The organism is Tardiphaga sp. (assembly GCF_025356345.1).
GTDB lineage: Bacteria > Pseudomonadota > Alphaproteobacteria > Rhizobiales > Xanthobacteraceae > Tardiphaga.
Genome location: NZ_JANXTC010000131.1, coordinates 1 through 18712, shown reverse-complemented (window position 1 = coordinate 18712; position 18712 = coordinate 1). Strand labels below are relative to the sequence as shown.

The window sequence follows — 18712 nt, the reverse complement described above, 5'->3', positions numbered from 1 at the left end:
TGACCATGGTGTTTCGCGTTTCCGATCCCGCGATGCTGAAATCGGTCAAAGTCGGTGATAAGGTCAGGTTCGACGCCGGCCGCGTCAACGGCCAGATCACCGTGACGTCGATACAAAAATCGAAATAGCGACGCGGGCTCACTCAAATCCGCCGGCAGCCGCCCATCGGGCGGTTGCCGGCGCGGGATTGGCTGGGGATGCAACTTGTGGGAACGCCATACGCGCCTTTGATAGTGTGATTCACTTCTTGCCCCGTTCGGCGTCTAGGGGTAACTCCTCGCCATGGGAAAAAGACTGATTCCGCCAGAGCCGGCTGAGATCCACGAAGTGATGCTGCGGGAGGCGCTCGAGGAGCGCTATCTCGCTTACGCGCTTTCCACCATCATGCATCGCGCGCTGCCGGATGCCCGCGACGGGCTGAAACCGGTGCATCGCCGGATTCTTTACGGAATGCGACTGCTGCGCCTCGATCCCGGCACGCCGTTCAAGAAATCCGCCAAGATCGTCGGTGACGTGATGGGTTCGTTCCATCCGCATGGCGACCAGTCGATCTATGACGCGCTGGTGCGCCTCGCGCAGGATTTCGCCTCGCGCTACCCGCTGGTCGACGGCCAGGGCAATTTCGGCAATATCGACGGCGACGGTCCGGCCGCCTACCGCTACACCGAAGCGCGGATGACCGCGGTGGCGCAGCTGCTGCTGGAGGGCATCGACGAGGACGCGGTCGAGTTCCGGCCGAACTATGACGGTCAGAGCAAGGAGCCGGCGGTGCTGCCGGGCGGGTTTCCGAACCTGCTGGCCAATGGCTCGCAGGGAATCGCCGTCGGCATGGCGACCTCGATCCCGCCGCACAACGTGGCCGAACTGTGTGACGCCGCGCTGCATCTGATCGAAAAGCCCGACGCCAAGTCGAAGGCACTGCTGCGCTGGGTCAAGGGCCCGGATTTCCCGACCGGCGGCATCATCGTCGATTCCAAGGAAAGCATCGCCGAGGCCTACATGACCGGGCGCGGTTCGTTCCGCACCCGCGCCAAGTGGCACCAGGAAGAGGGCGCCCGGGGCACCTGGGTGGTGGTCGTCACCGAAATTCCTTGGCTGGTGCAGAAGTCGCGGCTGATCGAGAAGATCGCCGAACTCCTGAACGACAAGCGACTGCCGCTGGTCGGCGATATCCGCGACGAATCCGCCGAGGATGTTCGCGTCGTCATCGAGCCGAAGTCGAAAACCGTCGATCCCGAACTGGTGATGGAATCGTTGTTCAAGCTCACCGAGCTCGAGAGCAAGATCCCGCTGAACCTGAACGTGCTGGTCAAGGGCCGCATTCCCAAGGTGCTCGGCCTGGCCGAATGCCTGCGCGAATGGCTCGACCATCTGCGCGACGTCTTGCTACGCCGCTCCGAGCATCGCAAGGCCGGCATCGAGCACCGCCTCGAAGTGCTCGGCGGTTATCTGATCGCCTATCTCAACATCGATGAAGTGATTCGTATCATCCGCACCGAGGATGAGCCGAAACCGGTGCTGATGAAGACGTTCACGCTGACCGACGTGCAGGCCGAGGCGATCCTCAACATGCGGCTGCGTAGTCTGCGCAAGCTGGAAGAATTCGAGATCCGCACCGAGGACAAGAAGCTTCGCGACGAGCTGAAGGGCATCAACGCGATCCTGAAGTCCGAGACCGAGCAGTGGGCCAAGGTCGGCGAGCAGGTCCGCCGCGTGCGCGACCTGTTCGGGCCGAAGACGCCGCTCGGCAAGCGTCGCACCATCTTTGCGGACGCGCCGGAGCACGATCTCGCCGCGCTGGAGGAATCGCTGGTCGAGCGCGAGCCCGTCACCGTGATCATTTCCGATAAGGGCTGGGTGCGTACCCTGAAGGGGCATGTCGCCGATACGTCCGGTCTGGTGTTCAAGACCGACGACAAGCTCGACAAGGCGTTCTTCGCCGAAACCACGTCGAAATTGATGTTGCTGGCCACCAATGGCCGCTTCTATGCGCTCGACGTCTCGAAACTGCCGGGCGGTCGCGGCCATGGCGAGCCGATCCGCATGTTCATCGACATGGAAGGCGACGCCGCCATCGTGTCGCTGTTCGTCCACAAGGGCGGCCGCAAATTCCTGGTCGCCAGCCATGACGGGCAGGGCTTCATGGTCAATGAAGACGATTGCGTCGGCAATACCCGCAAGGGCAAGCAGATCCTTAATGTCGAGATGCCGAACGAGGCGCGGATTCTGACCGTCGTCGATGGCGGCAATGACAGCGTCGCGGTGATCGGCGAAAATCGCAAGATGCTGATCTTCCCGCTCGATCAGGTGCCGGAAATGTCGCGCGGCCGTGGCGTGCGGCTGCAGAAGTTCAAGGATGGCGGCCTGTCCGACATCGTCACCTTCACCGCCAAGGCCGGTCTGTTCTGGCGCGATGGTGCTGGCCGCGAATTCAGCGCGACGATGAAGGAACTCGCCGAATGGCGCGGTAACCGCGCCGACGCCGGTCGGTTGCCGCCGAAGGGTTTTCCGAAGTCGAACAAGTTCGGCAAGGTGATCGAGTAGCGCGACAAGTGCCCTCCCGAAAACGGGAGGGCAGACAATAGCTGTCTTGCGGTGCCCGGATCTATTGCTGCGTTACGCCCGCCGCTTTGATGGCATCGCCCCACAGGGCGATATCGGCCGCAATAGTATCGCTGAATTCCTTCGGGCTCGAGCCGATTGGCTCGACGCCGTAGCCGTTGAGGCGCTGCAGGATCATCGGGTTCTTCACCGCGTCGCGGGCGCCAGCGGCGAGCACGTCGAGGATCGATTGCGGCGTCCTGGCCGGCGCCACGAGTCCGTTCCAAGTCTCCGACCGAAATCCGGCGTAGCCGGATTCGGCGATGGTGGGAACATCGGGCAGTTGCATGACGCGTTTGGTGCCCGACACAGCCAATGGGCGCAGTGCATCCCCGGCATGGGGCAATGCTTCTGAAAGATTGCCGAAATACACGGGCAACTGATTGCCGATCACGTCGGTGATGGCGGGCCCGCCGCCCTTGTAGGGGACATGAACCATGTCGAGACCGGCGCGCTTCAGAAACAGCACCATGGTCAGATGGCTGAGGCTGCCGCTGCCGCCCGAGGCATAGGACAACTGGCCGGGCCGTGCCTTCACATAGGCGACGAAGTCCTGAATGGTCTTCGGTTCGAACTGCGGATTTGCGACAAGGCAAAACGGGTTGGACGCGATGTTGCTGATCGGGGCAAAATCCTTTGCTGGGTCGAATTTGGTCGGCTGCAGTACCGGCAGGATCCCGATCTGCGAAACGGTCACCATCAGTAAGGTATAGCCATCCGGCGCCGCGCGGGCGACGAGGTCGGCAGCAATCGCGCCCCCGGCGCCGACCTTGTTCTCGATCACGAAGGTCGCCCCCAATTGGTCGCCGAGATATTGTCCCACGAGGCGCGCAATGCCGTCGGTATTGCCGCCAGCGGCGAAAGGCACGATCAGTTTCACCGGCCGGGTCGGCCAATCACCAGCCCATGCGCGCACGGGTAGGGCGCTTGTCAATCCGGCTACCAGCAGGCCCTTCGAAAAGCTTCGTCGTGTCGTCATTCCGGCTCCATCCTTCGTCGGAGATCGCAGCCTGCCGCCCTCGGAACCCGTTCACCTATCGTGTGTGATCGCAGGTTTGGGCCTGTCGTCATTCAGTGGATGGCTTCGGCCGCGCGCAGCCCTTCGAACATCGCGGTCCGCATCAAAAAGGCGCGCGCTTTCGCCGGATCGGCGGCGATTTCGCGAATCTCGTTCAACCGCACCGCGCGCTTCGCGAGGTCCTTCTCTTCCAGCAACTGCTTGTTGGAAATCGTCATCGCCTGCAGAAAGGCGTTGGCCACGTGCCGGCGCTGCCGGTCATAAAGATCGAGCAGGTCGTCGCTTTCACCGTTCAGCACACGGCTGATCTTGTCGCCGAGGCTGAAAGCGTCATGGATGCCGAAGTTCATACCCATGCCGCCGAGCGGGTTGTTGACGTGAGCGGCATCGCCCGCAAGCAGGGCGCGCCCCTGGCGATAGCTTGCCGCCACGCGCTGATGCACGGTGTACAGATTGGTATGGACTATCTGGTAGGGCTCGTCGCTGGGAATGAAGCCCTGCAGCCGTTGCTCGGCATGACCGGAATCGAGCAAGTCCGCGGCCGCGGCTTCCGGTATGGTCGGAAACACGACGCGCCACAGCCCGGGTGGACCGCCGCCCGGTACCTTGAAGATGGCGCACCACTCCCGGGGATCCGAGACGTAGCAACTCAGCGTATAGCCTTGCCTGGCGAAGTCGGTAGTGGTGGTGATCACCAGGAAGCGTTCCTGGTAGGTAAAGCCGTCGAACGGGATGTCTTGCGATTTGCGCACCGCGCTGCGACCGCCGTCGGCTCCGATCACATAGGCGCCCTCGAATGACGATCCGTCGGAAGTGGTCACCGTCACGCCGGTGGCGGTTTGCGAAACCGCTTCTACGGCGGAGCCGTAGTGGATTTCGAAACCGCTGCGTTCGGACAGGATGTCCGTCAGAATGGCGACCAGCTTGTGCTGTTCACACTGCAGCCGATAGGGAAAGGGCGTGATGTCGGCGAGGATACCGAGGTCGAACTCGGCGATGATGCCCTCCTCGCGCCCGCGGAACTGCCATTGCGGACACACGATGCCCATTTCGTGCAGACGCCGGGTCACGCCGCTCTCGGAGTACATCTCCAGCGTCGGCGGATGAAAAGTCGCCGCACGCGGATCTTGCGAGACCTCTGATCGACTCTCCAGAACCACCACCGGCACCCCGGCAGCGGTGAGGGACAAGGCCGCCGTCAACCCGGAGGGACCGGCGCCCACGATGATGACCCGCTGGTTCGACATGTTGATCTCTAAAACTCTTCGAGAATGCGACCGTACCCAAAGACGCGGTCCTCGACGCCGCAGCGGCGCAGGGCGTCCCAGTAGGTTACGACATTCATCGCCAGCACCGGCTTGCCGAGCCATCGTTCAGCTTCCGCCGCCACCGCGGCATTGGCAAGATTGGTGCCGACCTGAAGGATGGCGTCGATGTCGTTGCCATCGATGTCGCGCAGCACCTGCATCAGGGTTGTCGCAGTGACCTCGGCGATGGCGAATGGCGAGGCGCATTTCAGGCCGACGAGGCGCACGATCTCGAAGCCGGCTTCGGCGAGAAAGTCGTGGACGATTTCGTCACCCTTCGGCTGGTGCGGCGTCAGCACGGCAATCCTTTTGGCGCCGAACTTGCGCAGTGCCGTCGTGCCGGCGGTCGATCCCATGGAGACGCCGACACCGGCGCGCTCCTCGAGATCCTTCTGCAAGGCGTTGCCGCCGGCGACGCCACCGGTGAAGGCCTCGATGGCGACGCCCATGATGATGTGGTCGGGGCGGCAGGTCTTGACCTGGTCGATGGCCGGACCAATGCCGTCGCGCATCCGCTGCATGTGTTCGGCAAAACCCTGATCGCTGGCCTGGATCGGCTGGTTGCTGATGGTCAGCCGCGCCACGTGGTTGGTGACGCCGCGCGGACGCAGGTCCTCGCATTCCGGGCCGACCACGGTGTTGGTCGATGGCACAACAATGCCAATCTTTTTGCGGAAACCTAGTGCATCCACGGGAACTGCTCCACCGGTCAATATGCTATCGATCTACCGTCATCCTAGGAGGTCGCATACCCTATGAAAATTGGCGATTGGCAAAGCCTGATTTCGAATGTCGCGAAGCATCGAACGCGATCTGCTCAGTCTTTGGGCCAAGGTTGGCGTGCAACACGTCACGCCGCCGCAGGATGCGGCAATTGCTCGACGTCGCGCAGATATCGGGCTCTGCGCTACCCCAGCGCGACTTCCTCGACCTCGCTGGCCAGCACCTTGTCGATGCGGCGACCGTCGAGATCCATGATCTCGAAGCGCCAGCCATGCGCCACGATCTGATCGCCAACGTCGGGAATCTTGCCGAATTCCTGCAGCAGAAATCCCGCGAAAGTCTGATAGGGACGCTGCTGCAGCGGCAGTTCGATGCCGAGCAGAGCGCCGAATTCGACCGCCGGCATCCAGCCCGAGATCAGATAGGAGCCATCCTCGCGTTTGAAGAAGGCGGCTTCGGCGGGGCCGTCCTCGGTGTGGAACGAGCCGACGATGGATTCCAGAATATCCGCCGATGTCACCACGCCCTGGAACACGCCGTACTCATCATGCACCAGGCCCATATGCACCGGCGAGTCGCGCAGGATCGCGACGACGTCACGGGCATCGACTGAATCCGGTATCACCGGTGCCTCGACCACCAGTTTGCGGATATCGGGAGTACCGCCGGACAAAAACACGTCGAGCAGGTCCTTGGCCTGGATGATACCGATCGCGGAATCGCGGTTGCCATCGAACACTGCGAAGCGCGAATGGCTGCTGCCGGCAAGTTCGGCATGAATGTCCTCGATCGAATCCGACAGGTCGATCAACGCCACCTCATGGCGCGGCGTCATCACCGCGCCGACGGGGAGATCGCCGAGCCGCATCACGCCGGCGATCATCTCCTTCTCGCCGGGCTCCAGCACGCCGGCGGTTTCGGCTTCGGTGACCAGCGTACGGATCTCCTCCTCGCTGACTTTTTCCTCGGCTTCACCGCGCTGGCCGAGGAGCCACAGCAGCCCTTTGCCGGAACGGTCCAGCAGCCATACCAGCGGCAGCGAGACTTTCGCCAGCAATACCATCGCCGGCGCGACGCGCACGGCGACCGCCTCGGGATCGCGCAGCGCAATCTGCTTTGGAACCAACTCGCCGACGATCAGCGAGGCATAGGTGATGAACGAGACCACGATGCCGACGCCAAGCGTATCGGCCAGCCGCTGCGACAGGCCGTATTCAACCAATAGATTGGTGAGGCGCTGGCCCAGCGTCGCGCCGGAAAAGGCACCGGACAGCACGCCGATCAGCGTGATGCCGATCTGCACCGTCGAAAGGAACTTGCCGGGATCGGACGCCAGCGCCAGTGCGCGGCGGGAGCCCCTGACGCCTTTTTCGACAAGGCCGGCGAGACGGGCCGGGCGGGACGAAACAATGGCCAGCTCCGACATTGCGAGCAGGCCGTTGACGACGATCAGGACCGTGACGATCCCGAGTTCAACAGATAACACGTTTTTTCCTTCTTGGATGAGATTCTCATCATAGCGCATCCCCCCAATATTCGCCAATCCGCACAACCTATTGGCGCGTAAACATTATATGCATTGTTGATCGATGTGACGCCGGGCGGGAATGATCGGCCCGCACTCAAAAAAGACGAAATGCGTTGTCTCGTGGCATCAGCGTGAGTTCGTGCCGTTCAATGAACTGTTCCGGTGCGTTGGCGTCGGCGCAAGCTTGTATCGCTCCGAAGTTATCGTGGTGGAACCATCCGCCCCAGATGATGCCATCGCTCCCATTCATATGTTTCAAGGGCAAGCAGGTCGGTGATCCGCATCGAAGCTCGTGCGTTACAAAAAACTCCGGATGTATGTACCATATTCAACGCTTGTCGCGTTGTTGCGAAACGATAGCTTCTCGAGCGGCTTGCCGACGTTGTGGTACTTCCACGATGCATTCTTCCGGCGATACCATCTGGCACCGCTCGCGATCGTGCTGGTCGCGCTGGTATCGGTTCCGCCGCTCGCAAGCTGCGGAAAATCGATCCAAGACATTATCAGGTGACGCCGAACAGGCGCAGGGTCAGCTCGACAATCGCCAAGGCGGTGCTGGCGCAATGCGATCTGGATCGCGCCACCACGCGGCGCTCGGTGCCGTTTCTGCCCGACAAGGTCCAGACCGCGATGCGGCGGGCCTGATCCTGGGGCAGCACAGCTATCCTCGCCTCGGCCTCATCCTGAGGAGCGCGCTCTTGCGCGTGTCTCGAAGGATGGGTGATATGTCGCAGAGTTTCACGCCCTATGGTTCGAGACGGCGCAACGGCGCCTCGTCACCATGACGCGCCTCTACGGAACCCCCGATGGACACCACCCTTCGCCTTGAACTGATGAGCTGGCTGGTCAGCGCCGGGCTGACTGCGCTGCCGGAAAACGACCTGATCCGGGGCTTCTGCGAGCGCGCCCGCGTTGGCGGGCTCGACGTCTCGCGCGGGCTCGTCTTCATCGACACGCTGCATCCGATCTTCGAGGGGCGTGGCTTTCGCTGGAACGACACCGAGACCAACGAGAGCGACGTCTTCGAATATGGCTCGACCGATCATGGCGAGGCGGCCACCAACTGGCGCAAATCGGCGTTCTTCCACATGCTGGAAAACGGCCATGATGAGTTGCAGATCAATGTCGCCGATATCGAAACCCTGAACTTTTCCATCATGGGCGACCTGGTCAGGAACGGCCACCGGCATTGCATCGCCTTCCTGCATCGCTTCGGCGAAGCCGGCTCGATGGGGCAGATGGATTGCCTGTATTCCTACTGGGCGACGCGGCGCGAGAGCGGCTTCGAGCCGCGGGAACTGGCGGCGTTGCGCGATCTGGTGCCGGTGCTGGGCCTCGCCATCAAGTCGGCGGCGCAGGTCCAGATCGCGCGCACGCTCGGCCGGGTCTATCTCGGCCGCGATGCCGCCGAACAGGTGCTGCGAGGCCGGATTACCCGCGGCGTCACCGAGCGTATCAAGGCGGTGCTGTGGTTCTCGGATCTGCGCGGCTCCACGGCGATTAGCGAAGCCATTTGCCCCGACGAGATCATTCCGTTTCTCAACGACTATGCCGAAGCCTCGATTGCCGCGATTCATGATTCCGGTGGCGACGTGCTCAAGCTGATCGGCGACGGCGTGCTGGCGATGTTCACCGGCGAGGACATGGCCGCCGCCAAACGCTGCGCGCTGCGTGCCGAACACCAGTTCCGCGAGAATATCGTGGCGCTCAATGCCAGGCGTTCGGCGGCCGACCGGCCGGTGACCTCGGCCTATGTCGGCCTGCATGTCGGCGAAGTATTTTACGGCAATATCGGCAGCGACGACCGGCTCGACTTCACGGTGGTCGGCCCCGCCGTCAACGAGGTCAGCCGCATTGCCTCGATGTGTGCATCGGTTGACCGGCCGCTGCTGACCTCGACGGCGTTTCAGAGCGGCCTCGACACCACCGGGCAAGGCTATCTCGTTTCCACCGGCCGCTTCGCACTGCGCGGCATCGGTCGCGCCCAGGACCTCTATACGCTCGATCCGGAGTTGAATTCGGATGTGCTCATCGCCGGCAAGTACGAGCGCTATCTGGCAGGCTAGGCGGGCATCGCTTTCGCCCGCATGGTGTAGACGGCGAGTGCCAGCAGGGTCGCCAGCACCAGCACCAGGCCGAGCGCCAACGTCGCTGACGGCACGATGGTCGCGGCCAGCGTGACGCCGATCGCGGCGCCCATCATCTGCCAGAAGCCGAGCAGGGCCGATGCCACGCCGGCGTGAGTCCCGAATGGCGACAGCGCCTGCGCGGTGCCGAGCGGATTGACCACGCCCATGCCGAGCAGGAACACGCAGATGGCGACGATGAAAGCGACGACATTGCCGTTGCAATACGCCACCGCCAGCGTCGCGATGCCGCCGGCGCTGGCCAGAATGAGTCCGATCCGGATGGCGCGGTCGAGGCCGATGCGCGGCGCCAGTTTCGCCGCCAGCATGCCCGAGCCGAACACCATCACCACGGAGCCGGCGAAGAACAGGCCGAGCGCGATCGGCGTGAACGCAAAGCCTTCGATCAGGATGCGGGGCGCGGCGGAGAACATCGAGAACAACGCGCCCATGATCAGGGCCACGGTGGCCGCCGGGATCAGGAAGTGGCGATTGGCCGACAGTTTCAGATAGGTCGCGCCGATCGCCAGCGGGTTGAGCGGAATCCGCGTCGAGCGGTGGGTTTCGCCAAGTACCACGGCAAAGGCGATCGCCGACAGCAGCGCGAACACGCCGACAAAGACGAAGTCGGCGCGCCAGCCGAAATAATGATCCAGCCCGCCGCCGAGCAGCGGCGAGAAGCCGGGCGCCGCCGCCTGCGCGATCATCACCAGCGTCAGCGCGCGCGCCAGCGCGGCGCCGGTGAACAGGTCGCGGGCGATGGCGCGTGACAAGACCGAGGTGGCACAGGCGCCGGCCGCCTGCACCGCGCGACCGACCAGCAGCGTCGGCAGGTCGTGGGCGAGGCCGCACCACACGCTGCCGATCGCGAACACCGCGAAGCCGGCCAGCACGGGAATGCGGCGGCCATAGCGATCGGAGATCGGTCCGACCAGCAATTGCCCGAGCGCGAACACCAGCAGGAACACCGTGATCGATGCCGTCACCGCCGGCGTGGTGACCTTGAGTGATACCGCCATCCGCGGCAGCGATGGCAGCAGGATGTTGGTGGCCAGCGTGCCCATCGAGGCGAGCGCCGCCAGCACCGCGATCTGCGCGGCCGTCGAGGAGGAAGCCGGCACGGAGTCGGATCTGTCGATCAACTGCATGGTCATGATTTGGCCCCAAGAATTGATGGATGATGTATATCATATAATCGGGGCTGAAAAGCAGGGAATGATTGGGGAAATCAGATTTCGCGATATCGGGCGCGGGGATTTGCCCGATTTTCGCCGCAAGCCCTGTCAGATTGGTGCGGGTTCGCCGATCATCGCCGGCTGCCGCTCCAGCGTGACCGCCGGCGAGGTCAGGATCACCCAGGCCTGCCAGGCGAAGATCACCACGGCGAGATAAAGGCAGGCCTCGGCGTGGTAGAGCCCGCCGACCACCGCGGCGATGGCGGTGCCGATCGGTCGCGCCCCATAGCTGAGGATGTTGATCGCGGAGACGCGGCCGAGCAGGCTGGGTGGGGTCACCGATTGCCGCAGCGTGGTGGTGGAGATCACCCAGAGGATCGGTCCGGCGCCGAGCAGGAAGAAGCTGAGGCCGGCGAGCGCGGGCGAGGGGATCCAGATCGTCAGCGCCATCACCAGCGAGGCGACGAAGCCGGTCACCGGTCCCAGCCCGATCACGATGCCGAAGGGCAAGCGCCGCATCACCCGCGTCGCCAGCAACGCGCCGGTGATCATGCCGACGCCATACATCGCCAGCGTCAGGCCGACGCCGGTGGCGCTGAGGCCGAGGTGCCGCACCGCATAGGGCACGAACACCGCGAGGATCATGAAGGCCGCGCCGCCAAAGATCAGTTGCGTGACGAATACCGGCCGCAGCAGCGGGTGTTTTGCGACGAAGCGCAGCCCCTCGGCAATATCCTGCAGCGGATGCCGCCGTGGCACGGTGGCGCGGGCGGGTTCATGCAGGCCCGCCAGCAGCGCCACCGCGATGATCGACAGCGCCGCGGCAAAGCCGAAGGCGGGCGCGGCGCCGATCAGGCCGACCAGCACGCCGCCGAGCGCGGGGCCGCCGGCAAAGGCCACGGTGCGCGCCAGCTCGATCCGCGCATTGGCGGCCGCCAGTTGCGGTGGCGCCACCAGCGAGGGCACCAGCGACGGCGCGGCGACGCTGTAGGCCACGGTGCCGCACACCGCGACGAAGCCGAGCAGCGCCAGCAGCGGCAGCGTCAGCGCGCCCAGCCAGATCATGGCCAGGATGGCCAGCAGCGCCGCGGCGCGCAGCGCTTCCGCCGAGGCCATCAAGGCGCGGCGCGACAGCCGGTCGGCGAGCAGGCCGGCCGGAATCGCGAACAGCACGAAGGGCAGCGTCAGCGCGGTCTGCAACAGCCCGGTCTGGCCTTCGCCGACGCCGAGCAACAGCACCGCCACGATCGGCGCCGCGGCCAGCGCGATCTGCTCGGCCGATTGCGCGGCAAGGTTCGACCAGGCGAGGCGATTGAAGGAGGCGGGCAGGTGGTCGCTGGATGACGGCATGGCAGATCCCTTGTTTGGTTCGCACCCTGCAAGCCGGCCGCCGGTTGCGCCACCCGATTTCCGAATGGCCATCGCGGCGAGGTCGCGCCACGCCGTATTCGCGCACGATCCGGCAGGAATGATGCGATAGTCGGATTTTGACTGAACCCCGTGAGGATCATTTTGCCGCCGGATAAATTTCCATCGCGAGGCCTGTCGGTTCCGACCGGACGGGTCTCCAGGCTGGCGCGTTTCGTCGGTCTGGCATCGAACGTCGCCGGCGGCATGATGCTCGATGGCGCCAGGCAATTGGCCGAGGGCAAGCGTCCCAGCCTGAATGATTTGCTGCTGACGCCGGCCAATGCGTTCAAGGTGATGCACCAGCTCGCGCATCTGCGCGGCGCGGCGATGAAGGTCGGGCAATTATTGTCGATGGACGCCGGCGAGCTGTTGCCGCGCGAACTGGCCGACATTCTGGGACGGCTGCGCTCGGAAGCGCGGCGCATGCCGCAGGCCCAGTTGCGCGCGACGCTCGACCGGCAATGGGGGCGGGGCTGGGAACAGCGCTTCGAGCAGTTTTCGTACCAGCCGATCGCGGCGGCCTCGATCGGCCAGGTGCACCGCGCGCGCACCAGGGATGGCCGCGAACTGGCGATCAAGATCCAGTACCCCGGAATCCGCGGCAGCATCGACAGCGATGTCGACAACGTCTCGTCGCTGCTGCGGATGTCCGGTCTGTTGCCGGCCGCGATGGATATCGCGCCGATCCTCAAACAGGCCAAGCTGCAATTGCACGAAGAGGCGGATTACCAGCGCGAGGGGCGCAATCTGCGGCGCTTCGGGGAGCTGCTGGCCGACAGCCCGGATTATTTGCTGCCCGGGCTGCATGACGACCTCACCGGCCGCGACGTGCTGGCGATGTCCTATGTCGAGGGCGCCAGCCTGGAATCGATGGAAGCCGCGCCGCAGGCCGAGCGCGACCGCATCGCCACTTTGCTGATCGAGCTGGTGCTGCGCGAGCTGTTCGAGTTCCGTCTGATGCAGACCGATCCGAACTTTGCCAACTACCGCTACAATGTCGCCACCCGGCGGCTGGTGCTGCTCGATTTCGGCGCGGTCCGGGAATTCTCGCCCGAGATCACGCAGGACTACCGCGATCTGCTGCGGGCAGGGATCGCCGGCGACCGTCCCGCTGCGACGCGGGCGGCGCTCGACGTCGGACTGTTCAAGCGGCATCTGCCGGCCGCGCAACAGGATGCGGTGATGGCGCTGTTCGACATGGCGATGCAGCCCTTGCGGCAGGATGGCGCGTTCGATTTCGGCCAGTCCGACATCGCCGCGCGGCTGCGCGACGGCGGCATGCGCATCGCCACCGACCGCGAGCACTGGAGCATCCCGCCGATCGAGACGCTGCTGCTGCAGCGCAAGGTCGGTGGCATCTTCCTGCTCGCCAGCCGGCTCAGGGCCCGGGTCCATATCAGGCCGCTGCTGGCGAACTATCTCTGATTCGATCCGGCGAGCGGCGCGGGATTACAGCCGGCGGAACAGCACGCCGATCGTCAGCAGCCCATAGCCGATCGCCAGCAGGTCGAAGGCATGCGACGACCGGATCACCGGGATGGAGACGCCGGAGTAATGCATCAGCAGCGCCATCACCGCCAGGATCAGCGAGATGGCGAACACCGCGAAGGTCGGGGGCGTCAGAACGAAAGTGCCGCGACGAAACATGGGATGTCCTCTGTGTGAAAGGCACCATGCCCGGCGCTTTGCGACTTCTTTGCGGGTGGCCGGGTGCCGGCGGGTTCAAACATCCGCACCGTGCCGAATGCGCCACAGCGCCGCCCGCATGTTCAGCACGTCTCGGGCACTTGTCCCGGACGCGGCGCAAGGCGCACAGGAGGCGCCATGCGCCGCGGAGCCGGGAACGCGAGGACGCAACCAGAATGGGGGCGACACCGAACGACGAGAGGCCGACAGATCGACGGCATAGACGCTGTCAGGTGGCGAGTTGGCGTGCATCCCGGAGAGGTGAAGCGCAAGCAAGCGAAGTCAGCAATTGGTCCAAAGCGTCGGTTACTGTGGCGCAGCGGCATGTCCGGAGTTGTGGGTAGATCGGATGTGATCGGCACAATGCCGGAGCGACGCAATTGAGCCATGTGAGACACCTGACTGCTGAGAAGACACTTGAGAGGTTCTGTTTAGGGTTGTAGGTCGGACGCCTTCATGACCTTGACGTTTACGACGCGCGTTCCATCCACTTCGCGCACGATCCTTTCGTCCGAACGAACGACACCGAGATCAAATTCGCGACCGTGAGTGACGAGGGTCATTTTCTCACCGATGATTACCAAAACGGTCACATCACTCAATTCTCCAGCTTCAGCCCATTTGTGTATTTGGCTTTTGAATGGCTCTTTGCGCCAAGCATCCGAAAATCCGGGATCGCATCTAATCTCCAAGCCGTCCTCCGAGGTCGTGATGACAATCTTGGATTTGTTGGGTTTCCAGGGTGGCCCCAACCTCTCATCAATCAGCCAAAGACAGCTAAATGTCCGACATTCAGTCGGTCGTTCGGAGCAAATCTTGCACCCGCTTCGAGCGTCGCAGTTCTTGCACCAAGACCCCGCTGGTTTCGCCAGTTCGTCGATCGTCATTACTTTGCAACAAAGCGTGCAATCTCCACATGCTCTGTTCGCGCCGGGCACAGGCATTTGCGTGTTTATTCCTACTTTTCGAAATAATGTCTAAGCTAGCGCATTTGGGGTTTCGTTACCAACGTCGGTTCACGGCACGAAGCGTCGGTTACTGTGGTGCAGCGGCATGTCCGGAGTTGAGGGTAGACCGGATGTGATCGGCATACAGCCAGAGCGAAGCGAATGACCCGCAACGGTCATCACACACGCATCAGGCGGATCCGACTCACGTTGGCGCTAGTCTCCACAGAGCATCTTCTGCAGCAAAATTAGAGAACGGGTTCCATTTAAAGAACTCTTAAGCCTAAAGACGCATCATTTGCCTACAATTTTACAAATAGTAGAAATTAAATTTTTCTATTAACAGAACTTGAAAGAAAATGATGACCAGCTTTTCTTTTCGTTTGACCCACAAGATTATCGCAATCGGCATCGTCGGCCTGACCGGGCTTATGACGTTCGGTGCGATTTATCAGATTGGAAGCTGGTCGCAAGACGCGTCGCGCGTTGCCGCGAGTGAAGACCGCGCCATCTCCGATCTGATGAAGCAGATTTCGATCAAGATGCTGGAAACTCGCCGGGCCGAGAAGGATTTTCAACTCCGCCGCGACGAGTCCTATTCGAAGCGTCATTCGGAATTAACTGCCGGGATCGACCGCGACGTCGAAAAACTGAAGTCCACAGCGCGCGCTAGCGGCTTCAACTCTATCCTGGAAAAGGCCGAGACCGTGCAACGCAGCTTTGCAAGCTATGTGAAAAACTTTGCAGGGCTGGTCCAGGCCGACATCAAGCTCGGTCTGAACGAAAAATTGGGTCTGACCGGATCGCTGCGCGGCGCCGTTCACGACATCGAAACCAGGCTCAAGGAAATCGACGATCCGCGTCTGACCAGTTCGATGCTGATGCTGCGCAGGCATGAGAAAGACTTCATGTTACGGCGCGACGAGAAGTATGTCGGCGAACTGAAGAAGACCGCCACGGAATTCTCAAAGTCATTGGCAAATGCTGCCATTCAACCGGCCGTGAAGGCCGACATCGCCAAGAAGCTGGAACAGTATCAGGCGGATTTTTCTACCTGGGCCGAAGGCGCGCTGGAAGTAGCACGCTATGGCGCCGCGATGTCGAAGACGTTCCATGAACTCGAGCCTGTGATTGTCGAGGTGGAGAAAAGTGTCGAGCAGCTTTACGCGACGGCTGAAGCGAACGAGGCGGCGACGCGCAGCTCGGTCAGAACGTGGATACTGATCGCGTTCGCTTTGGGGGGAGGCCTGGTGTGCGGATTGTCGCTGCTGATCGGCCGGTCGATCTCCAAGGCGCTTGCTTCGATGATCTCCGCCATGACTAGGCTTGCCGGCGGCGACGTCGAGACCGCAATCCCGGGCATCGGCCGCAGGGACGAGATCGGCGAAATGGCCTGCGCGGTTGAGGTATTCAAGAGCAACATGATCGAGGCGGACCGGCTGCGGGCCGAGCAGCTTGAGGTCGAGCAACGTCAAGCCGAGGAGCGCAAGTCCGACATGATCAAGCTCGCCGATTCGTTCGAAGCCGCCGTGGGCGAAATTATCGAAACCGTGTCGTCGGCCTCGACCGAATTGGAAGCCTCTGCGGGGACTTTGACTTCAACCGCTGGACGGGCCCAGGAATTGACCACAATGGTCGCAGCCGCATCCGAGGAAGCTTCAACCAATGTGCAGTCCGTTGCCTCGGCGACCGAGGAACTGACGTCTTCCGTCAATGAGATCAGCCGACAGGTGCAGGAATCGGCGCGGATCGCCAACGATGCGGTCGACCAGGCCCGCAAGACCAACGACCGTGTCAGCGAGCTGTCGAAGGCTGCGGCCCGGATTGGCGACGTTGTCGAATTGATCAATAACATTGCGGGGCAAACCAACCTATTGGCGCTCAATGCCACTATCGAGGCGGCACGTGCCGGAAAAGCGGGTCGTGGGTTCGCGGTGGTGGCGTCCGAAGTAAAGGCGCTGGCCGAGCAGACCGCGAAGGCGACCGGGGAGATTGGCCAACAGATTAGCGGCATCCAATCCGCTACTCAGGAGTCGGTCGGGGCGATCAAGGAGATCAGCGGCACCATTGAAAGACTGTCTGAGATTTCCTCGACCATCGCCGCCGCCGTGGAGGAGCAAGGCGCGGCGACACAGGAGATTTCTCGCAACGTGCAGCAAGCGGCGCAAGGCACCCAGCGGGTCTCATCCCATATCGTTGATGTGCAGCGTGGTGCCAGTGAAACAGGCTCTGCCTCCTCACAGGTTCTATCTGCGGCGCAGTCGCTGTCTAGCGATAGCAACCGGCTCAAGCTCGAAGTTGGCAAATTTCTAAACACGGTGCGCGCCGCTTAGAGCGAAGCCCATAGGAAGAAACAGGAAGTCGCCTTATGGCGACTTTTGCGTTTTCGCATCGTCACGGGCGATGTCTCTTCATGGCACTTTTCAGACCCGAGGCGATGTCCAGTACGGCGCGGCGATGAGCCGGAGGGCGGGCCCGAGAACAGGAACGCCGGCCAAGTGCGGGGGCGCGAGTGCGATGGATCGCAGGACGGCGTTTCTCTGGCGGAGGCGGCCTGCCTGCAGGCGCCGACCCCGCCGGTCATTCAAGCCATGCATCCGGCGCCGGGCCAGATGCAGATGCAAGTGAGTTGCAATAGATAAAATTATCCGCCATCCTGCCGGGATGGATGCCAAAAGCCCTGCCGTTACCGTGGATGAAGCTGCCGATCCGCTGACCGAACTGGTCGGCCAGCCCGGCGGCTGGCGCAATGCGCGGGGCGATCCGTCGCTGGCGGGGATGTTCGGTTCGATCCGGACGGTGAAGAATGGCTCGTTCGGGCGCAAGCTGCTGGCTTTCCTCGGGCCGGGCTATCTGGTCGCGGTCGGTTACATGGACCCCGGCAATTGGGCCACCTCGCTCGCCGGCGGGGCGAAGTTCGGCTACGCGCTGCTGACGGTGGCGCTGCTGTCCAATTTGATGGCGATCGTGCTGCAGTCGCTGTGCTCGCGGCTCGGCGTCGGCGCCGGCCGCGATCTGGCGCAGGCCTGCCGCGATTCATTTCCCCGCGCGGTGTCAGGGGCGCTGTGGATTTCCGCCGAGATCGCCATCACCGCCACCGACCTCGCCGAGGTGATCGGCACCGCGATCGGCCTCAACCTGCTGTTCGGCATTCCGCTCGAGATCGGCGTCATCATCACCGCCGCCGACGTGTTTCTCATCCTCGCGCTGCAGGCGTTCGGCTTCCGCTGGATCGAGGCCTTCGTGGTGACGTTGCTCGGCGTCATCGCGGCGTGTTTCGCGGTGCAGATCGCGATGGCCGATCCGGACTGGGGCGGCGTGATCCGCGGCTTCGCGCCGACCACCGAGATCCTGAAGAACCCCGAGATGCTGTATCTGGCGCTCGGCATTCTCGGCGCCACGGTGATGCCGCATAATCTCTATCTGCATTCCGGTCTGGTGCAGACCCGCGGCTATGGCGACAGCATTCCCGAGAAGAAGGAAGCGATCCGGCTCTCGACCTGGGATTCGACCATCGCTTTGTGCCTGGCGCTGACCATCAACGCCTCGATCCTGATCCTCGCCGCCGCGACCTTCCACAAGAGCGGACGGACCGATATCGCCGAGCTCGACCAGGCGCATGCCTTTCTGGCGCCGCTGCTCGGCTCGACGCTGGCGCCGACCTTGTTCGCGGTCGCGCTGTTGTGCTGCGGGTTGAACTCGACCATCACCGCGACCCTGGCCGGCCAGATCGTGATGGAAGGATTCATCAATCTACGCATCGCGCCGTGGCTGCGCCGCATGGTGACGCGGATGATCGCGATCGTGCCGGCGGTGTTCGTGACCCTGTGGTATGGCGAGCAGGGCACCGGGCAATTGCTGATCCTCAGTCAGGTGGTGCTGAGCCTGCAACTGCCCTTCGCGGTGGTGCCGCTGGTGCTGTTCACCGCCAGCAAGCGCAAGATGGGCCCGTTCGTGGCGCCGCGCTGGGTCACCGCGCTGGCCACGCTCACCGCCGCGATCATCATCGCGCTGAATATCAAGCTGGTGGTGGATTTTATCGGCGGGTGATGGCTTGACCTCTCCGCGTCATTGCGAGTTTGGCACCGGCCGTTTGGCTGATCCTGAGATATGAAAGATAAGACTCGTGTCCCGGACGCGGTGCGGCATTCTCAGGCGATGCCCTTGCATCGCCGCCATGCCGCTCCGCAG

The 18712-nt window shown here is 62.9% G+C and carries 15 protein-coding genes; 6 read left to right on the top strand and 9 right to left on the bottom strand.

Going from position 1 to position 18712, the window contains the following annotated elements; all coding sequences use genetic code 11:
* Together Q0S16_RS07675 and parC are read left to right on the top strand one after the other, a co-directional pair.
* Positions 1-128: copper-binding protein (locus Q0S16_RS07675; protein WP_295846688.1), on the top strand; the 128-nt coding region annotated here is incomplete at its 5' end.
* A gap of 154 nt (positions 129-282) precedes the next feature.
* Positions 283-2544 carry a DNA topoisomerase IV subunit A gene (gene parC, locus Q0S16_RS07670; protein WP_295846686.1) on the top strand — a complete coding sequence of 754 codons (2262 nt, stop codon included), beginning with the start codon at positions 283-285 and terminating at the stop codon, positions 2542-2544.
* Positions 2545-2605: 61 nt separating this feature from the next.
* On the opposite strand, the gene Q0S16_RS07665 is transcribed toward parC, so the two are convergent.
* The 5 genes from Q0S16_RS07665 to Q0S16_RS07645 form a co-directional block, all read right to left on the bottom strand.
* The gene (locus tag Q0S16_RS07665; protein ID WP_295846685.1) at positions 2606-3580 is read right to left on the bottom strand and encodes a tripartite tricarboxylate transporter substrate binding protein; all 975 of its coding nucleotides are present in this window, start codon (positions 3578-3580) and stop codon (positions 2606-2608) included.
* A gap of 92 nt (positions 3581-3672) precedes the next feature.
* Positions 3673-4866, bottom strand: coding sequence for an FAD-dependent monooxygenase (locus Q0S16_RS07660; protein ID WP_295846683.1), 1194 nt, complete (start codon positions 4864-4866; stop codon positions 3673-3675).
* A gap of 8 nt (positions 4867-4874) precedes the next feature.
* On the bottom strand, positions 4875-5618 hold the full coding sequence (locus Q0S16_RS07655) for an Asp/Glu racemase (protein WP_295846681.1): 744 nt from the start codon (positions 5616-5618) through the stop codon (positions 4875-4877).
* A 215-nt stretch (positions 5619-5833) separates the two neighbouring features.
* Positions 5834-7135, bottom strand: coding sequence for a hemolysin family protein (locus Q0S16_RS07650; protein WP_295846680.1), 1302 nt, complete (start codon positions 7133-7135; stop codon positions 5834-5836).
* Positions 7136-7680: 545 nt separating this feature from the next.
* Complete coding sequence (locus tag Q0S16_RS07645; RefSeq protein WP_295846679.1) at positions 7681-7836, bottom strand: hypothetical protein; 156 nt, start codon at positions 7834-7836, stop codon at positions 7681-7683.
* A 147-nt stretch (positions 7837-7983) separates the two neighbouring features.
* Here Q0S16_RS07645 and Q0S16_RS07640 point away from each other — a divergent pair, with 147 nt between their 5' ends.
* Positions 7984-9243, top strand: a complete 1260-nt coding sequence (locus Q0S16_RS07640) for an adenylate/guanylate cyclase domain-containing protein (protein ID WP_295846678.1) — start codon at positions 7984-7986, stop codon at positions 9241-9243.
* Here Q0S16_RS07640 and Q0S16_RS07635 read toward each other — a convergent pair.
* Together Q0S16_RS07635 and Q0S16_RS07630 are read right to left on the bottom strand one after the other, a co-directional pair.
* Positions 9240-10457, bottom strand: coding sequence for a multidrug effflux MFS transporter (locus tag Q0S16_RS07635; protein WP_366517809.1), 1218 nt, complete (start codon positions 10455-10457; stop codon positions 9240-9242). The genes Q0S16_RS07640 and Q0S16_RS07635 overlap by 4 nt on opposite strands.
* Positions 10458-10586: 129 nt before the next feature.
* Positions 10587-11828 carry an MFS transporter gene (locus tag Q0S16_RS07630; RefSeq protein WP_295846676.1) on the bottom strand — a complete coding sequence of 414 codons (1242 nt, stop codon included), beginning with the start codon at positions 11826-11828 and terminating at the stop codon, positions 10587-10589.
* A 150-nt stretch (positions 11829-11978) separates the two neighbouring features.
* Here Q0S16_RS07630 and Q0S16_RS07625 point away from each other — a divergent pair, with 150 nt between their 5' ends.
* On the top strand, positions 11979-13313 hold the full coding sequence (locus Q0S16_RS07625) for an AarF/ABC1/UbiB kinase family protein (RefSeq protein WP_295846674.1): 1335 nt from the start codon (positions 11979-11981) through the stop codon (positions 13311-13313).
* A gap of 24 nt (positions 13314-13337) precedes the next feature.
* On the opposite strand, the gene Q0S16_RS07620 is transcribed toward Q0S16_RS07625, so the two are convergent.
* Complete coding sequence (locus Q0S16_RS07620) at positions 13338-13535, bottom strand: hypothetical protein (RefSeq protein ID WP_295846672.1); 198 nt, start codon at positions 13533-13535, stop codon at positions 13338-13340.
* A gap of 470 nt (positions 13536-14005) precedes the next feature.
* Positions 14006-14461, bottom strand: coding sequence for a hypothetical protein (locus tag Q0S16_RS07615; RefSeq protein ID WP_295846671.1), 456 nt, complete (start codon positions 14459-14461; stop codon positions 14006-14008).
* A 422-nt stretch (positions 14462-14883) separates the two neighbouring features.
* Here Q0S16_RS07615 and Q0S16_RS07610 point away from each other — a divergent pair, with 422 nt between their 5' ends.
* Entirely contained in the window at positions 14884-16854 is a 1971-nt protein-coding gene (locus tag Q0S16_RS07610; RefSeq protein WP_295846670.1) for a HAMP domain-containing methyl-accepting chemotaxis protein, read from the top strand.
* Positions 16855-17185: 331 nt separating this feature from the next.
* Positions 17186-18571, top strand: coding sequence for an Nramp family divalent metal transporter (locus Q0S16_RS07605; protein WP_295846668.1), 1386 nt, complete (start codon positions 17186-17188; stop codon positions 18569-18571).
* Positions 18572-18712: the final 141 nt, after the last annotated feature.

What these genes read in the sequence shown, in the direction of transcription:
- parC (WP_295846686.1), top strand. Translation starts at nt 283, where the DNA reads ATGGGAAAAAGACTGATTCCGCCAGAGCCGGCTGAGATCCACGAAGTG.
- Q0S16_RS07630 (WP_295846676.1), bottom strand. Translation starts at nt 11,828, where the DNA reads ATGCCGTCATCCAGCGACCACCTGCCCGCCTCCTTCAATCGCCTCGCC.
- Q0S16_RS07665 (WP_295846685.1), bottom strand. Translation starts at nt 3,580, where the DNA reads ATGACGACACGACGAAGCTTTTCGAAGGGCCTGCTGGTAGCCGGATTG.
- Q0S16_RS07620 (WP_295846672.1), bottom strand. Translation starts at nt 13,535, where the DNA reads ATGTTTCGTCGCGGCACTTTCGTTCTGACGCCCCCGACCTTCGCGGTG.
- Q0S16_RS07605 (WP_295846668.1), top strand. Translation starts at nt 17,186, where the DNA reads ATGGATGCCAAAAGCCCTGCCGTTACCGTGGATGAAGCTGCCGATCCG.
- Q0S16_RS07635 (WP_366517809.1), bottom strand. Translation starts at nt 10,457, where the DNA reads ATGACCATGCAGTTGATCGACAGATCCGACTCCGTGCCGGCTTCCTCC.
- Q0S16_RS07615 (WP_295846671.1), bottom strand. Translation starts at nt 14,461, where the DNA reads ATGACGATCGACGAACTGGCGAAACCAGCGGGGTCTTGGTGCAAGAAC.
- Q0S16_RS07640 (WP_295846678.1), top strand. Translation starts at nt 7,984, where the DNA reads ATGGACACCACCCTTCGCCTTGAACTGATGAGCTGGCTGGTCAGCGCC.
- Q0S16_RS07660 (WP_295846683.1), bottom strand. Translation starts at nt 4,866, where the DNA reads ATGTCGAACCAGCGGGTCATCATCGTGGGCGCCGGTCCCTCCGGGTTG.
- Q0S16_RS07610 (WP_295846670.1), top strand. Translation starts at nt 14,884, where the DNA reads ATGACCAGCTTTTCTTTTCGTTTGACCCACAAGATTATCGCAATCGGC.